This window comes from Thermodesulfobacteriota bacterium (genome assembly GCA_040756475.1).
Taxonomy (GTDB): domain Bacteria; phylum Desulfobacterota; class Deferrisomatia; order Deferrisomatales; family JACRMM01; genus JBFLZB01.
Genome location: JBFLZB010000321.1, coordinates 1 through 2954, shown reverse-complemented (window position 1 = coordinate 2954; position 2954 = coordinate 1). Strand labels below are relative to the sequence as shown.

6 protein-coding genes and 1 pseudogene are annotated in these 2954 nt (G+C 71.5%); all 7 read left to right on the top strand.

The window, feature by feature from the left end; translation table 11 throughout:
- Positions 1 to 216, top strand: a 216-nt coding sequence (locus AB1578_23205; GenBank protein MEW6490806.1) for a hypothetical protein, incomplete at its 5' end; no start/stop codon positions are given.
- Positions 213 to 539 (top strand): transcriptional regulator, encoded by a 327-nt coding sequence (locus tag AB1578_23200; protein ID MEW6490805.1) that lies wholly within the window; start codon positions 213 to 215, stop codon positions 537 to 539. The genes AB1578_23205 and AB1578_23200, both read left to right, overlap by 4 nt.
- Positions 536 to 1258: a hypothetical protein gene (locus AB1578_23195; protein MEW6490804.1), complete on the top strand. Its 723-nt coding sequence runs from the start codon at positions 536 to 538 to the stop codon at positions 1256 to 1258. The genes AB1578_23200 and AB1578_23195 overlap by 4 nt, the downstream gene beginning before the upstream one ends.
- 3 nt (positions 1259 to 1261) lie before the next feature.
- On the top strand, positions 1262 to 1507 hold the full coding sequence (locus tag AB1578_23190) for a hypothetical protein (GenBank protein ID MEW6490803.1): 246 nt from the start codon (positions 1262 to 1264) through the stop codon (positions 1505 to 1507).
- Positions 1508 to 1621: 114 nt separating this feature from the next.
- Positions 1622 to 2074, top strand: a complete 453-nt coding sequence (locus AB1578_23185; GenBank protein MEW6490802.1) for a hypothetical protein — start codon at positions 1622 to 1624, stop codon at positions 2072 to 2074.
- 115 nt (positions 2075 to 2189) lie between these two features.
- Positions 2190 to 2606, top strand: a pseudogene (locus AB1578_23180) (host-nuclease inhibitor Gam family protein).
- A gap of 133 nt (positions 2607 to 2739) precedes the next feature.
- A complete protein-coding gene (locus AB1578_23175; protein MEW6490801.1) occupies positions 2740 to 2883 on the top strand; it encodes a hypothetical protein in 144 nt (47 codons plus the stop codon).
- Positions 2884 to 2954 lie beyond the last annotated feature (71 nt).

The following is a 2954-nucleotide window of genomic DNA, read 5'->3' as shown; positions in this document are numbered from 1 at the left end:
CACGCCTCGATCGAGGAGCACGTGGTGGGCGAGGCCGACGCCGAGCACTACTGCCGCTACCTGGCCAAGGCCGGGTACCTGGCCCGGGTGGGCCATCGGCGCTACCGGCACCTGCCCCGCCGGCGCACGGGGCCCCTGCCGCCCCAGATCCAGCGGGTGCGCCAGGTCTTCGACCCCAACACCGGCGAGGTGGTGTGGAAGGGGGGTGCCGAGTGACCGCCGAAGACCGCTGGACGCTGTTTCGAACGGCCGTCGAACGCGACGGCCAGGGGGCGGTGGCCGAGGCCCTGGGCTACAGCCGCAGCACCATCAGCGAGTGCTACGGGGGCACCTACAAGGGAGACCCGGGGAGGGTGCTGCGCCGGGCCGAGGAGGTGTACAGCGCGGCCACGGTGGCGTGCCCCGTGCTGGGCGAGGTGCGGGTGGGCGAGTGCGCCGAGCACCGGCGCCGGCCGTTCGCGGCCACCAACCCGATGCGGGTAGCGCTGTACCGGGCGTGCCGGGAGTGCCCGAGGGGCGAGAGAGGAGGTGACCCGTGAAGCTCGACGACCTGTATCGCTACTGCGCGCCGGTGTCCCACGGGAGAGACTCCGTCGCGCGTCCGTGGACCCACACCTTGCCGTCCGGCCTCCCCATCACGGTGGCCACCAACGGCCACGCCGCCCTGGTGCTGGCCGGGCGGGTGGCCGGAGCAGAGGCAGCCTCCCCGGACGTCACGGCTGACGGTTGGGTCGACAAGCTCTTCGCCCCGCGCACCACCTACGACCGGCACGCGAGCATGGGGCTGCTGCGCCAGTGGGCGGGTTCTCCCCGGTGGCCCGAAGAGCCGCCCCAACTGTGCCGGGCCTGCGGGGGCAAGGGAGAGATCGGCTGCGATCTGTGGGACGCACAGAAGGAGCAGTGCTCCATCCGCGTGGGCGCGAGGAACGCCAAGTGCGAGCACATCGACGACTGGCGCGCCGCCTGCGACGGCTCGATCCCGTGCCAAAGCTGCGCGGGCCCCGACTCGTTCGATTGCCACAATGAAGGCTGGCTCGGCGCGCGCCTGGTCAATCGCTGGCTCCTGGCGCGGCTGTTGGAGGGTCTCGGTGGCCCGGTGGTGAGGGTGCTCTACGGGGAGGCAGACGAGCAGCACCAGATCGGCCCCATTTTTCTCTCCGGAACGCCGGCGCAGCGCCGCTGGGCGGTGTTGATGCCCATGCGCGACGGCCCCGGAGACCGCCGCCGTCCCCGCTTTTCTCTCTTGCCGCGGAGGTGACCCATGAAGACAGCGATCCTGGCCTCTCGTCCCGGGTGGCTCTACCAACTCCGGCTCCTCAATGTGCCTCCCGCCGCGCCCAGGCCCCTCAGCCCGCCCGAGGCCTGCCATGGCGACCGCTGGGGCATCGTGGCCGCGGCTCTGGTGCTGGGGCTCACGGTCGGCATCGTGGGGGCGACGCTCGTGTGGTCGGCCACGGTGGACAAGATCGTGGCGCATGAGGTGGCGCGGGCGCAGGCGCGCCGGTGAGTACCCGCATCGACCCCGGCGCCCGCGTGGAGTGCCCCGAATACGGCGAAATCGGTCAACTGAGCTGCGTCGCCCGCCAGCGGGTGAGCGGCTGCCACTGCGAGGAGGCGCGAGATGATGATCACGTGCGGCAAGTGCAAGGCGAAGGACGTGCCCAACAAGGGGCGGGGGCTGTGCAAGAAGTGTTACCTCGAAGAGTACACCTCGAACCGGCGCGAGGGGCGGTGGAGGCTCGACAAGAGGGCGCGCACGGGGCGGTTCAGCCCGCCGGCCCTGCCGCTGGGGCCCACGCCCGCGGGGCTGCCCGGGGCCGGGGAGATGCCGGCGGGCCACGGCAAAGAAGTGGCGGTGACCGTGGCGTTTTGCGCAGAGGATCTCGGGCTCTACGAGCGCCTGGTGAAGGAGGCGCGGTTCAACCGCCGGAGCCTGGCGGGGCAGCTCCTCTACTCGCTGGAGCTCGACCTGGGGGCAAACAGGGCGGCGCGCGCCTTCGACCGCGCCGCCGCGCGGCCCGAGCGGCTGCAAGACAGCGGGCACGACGCGCCCGCTGCCGCCACCGGCGCCTAGGGAGGACGAAAACATGGCGAAGACAACGCGGGTGAAGCCGGCGGGCCTGGTGCCCATTGCAGACCTGGGCGCGGCCGACGCGGCGCTGCGAGAGCTTGCCTAGCTCAAGCGCAAGCTCGGGGGCATCGAAGCCGAGATGAACGGCCAGATCGACCACCTCAAGGCCCATGCCGCCGCGGCGGCCGAGCCGTTTCAGGTGCGGGTGAAGGCGCTCGAAGCTGGACTCCAGGCCTTCAGCGAGTACAACCGCGACACCCTGTTCCCAGACAAGAAGAGCGTGGAGCTCAACCACGGCCTGCTCGGCTACAGGAAGACCACGGCGCTGAAGACCCTGGGCAAGACCACCTGGGCCATGGTGCTGGCGCGGCTCAAAGAGCTCGAGTTCTTCGCCGGGGTGCGGGTGAAGGAAGAGGTGAACAAGGAAGAGCTTCTCACCTGGCCCGCCGAGCGGCTCGAGCTGGTGGGCGCCCGGCGCGAGAGCCAGGACGTGTTCTGGTACGAGGTGAAGGAAGAGGAGATCGCGGCGGCCTGACCGGTCCCTCCCTCGGCCGGGGGGGGCTCCTCCTCCCTCCCGGCCCTTTTTCGAGCCCCCGAGGCGGTCTCGGGGGTTGGGGAAAGGCAAGAGCGGTGTCACGCAACGGCGCAACGACGCAACGGAGGCCGCGATGGAGCGAGAACACCTGGTGACGTGCAGCGTGTGCCTGGGCAAGGGGTGGCGTCGGGGGCTCCTGTGTACGGTCTGCGGCGGCACGGGCCGGCTCGACCGCCGGGGGCGGCCCGCCGGCGCGCCCAAGGAGCGGCCCCAATGACCGCCGAGCTGTGGCGCTTCCTCGGCATGGCGTGTGTGCTGGCACTGGCGGGCGTGTGGCCGCGGAGGGGA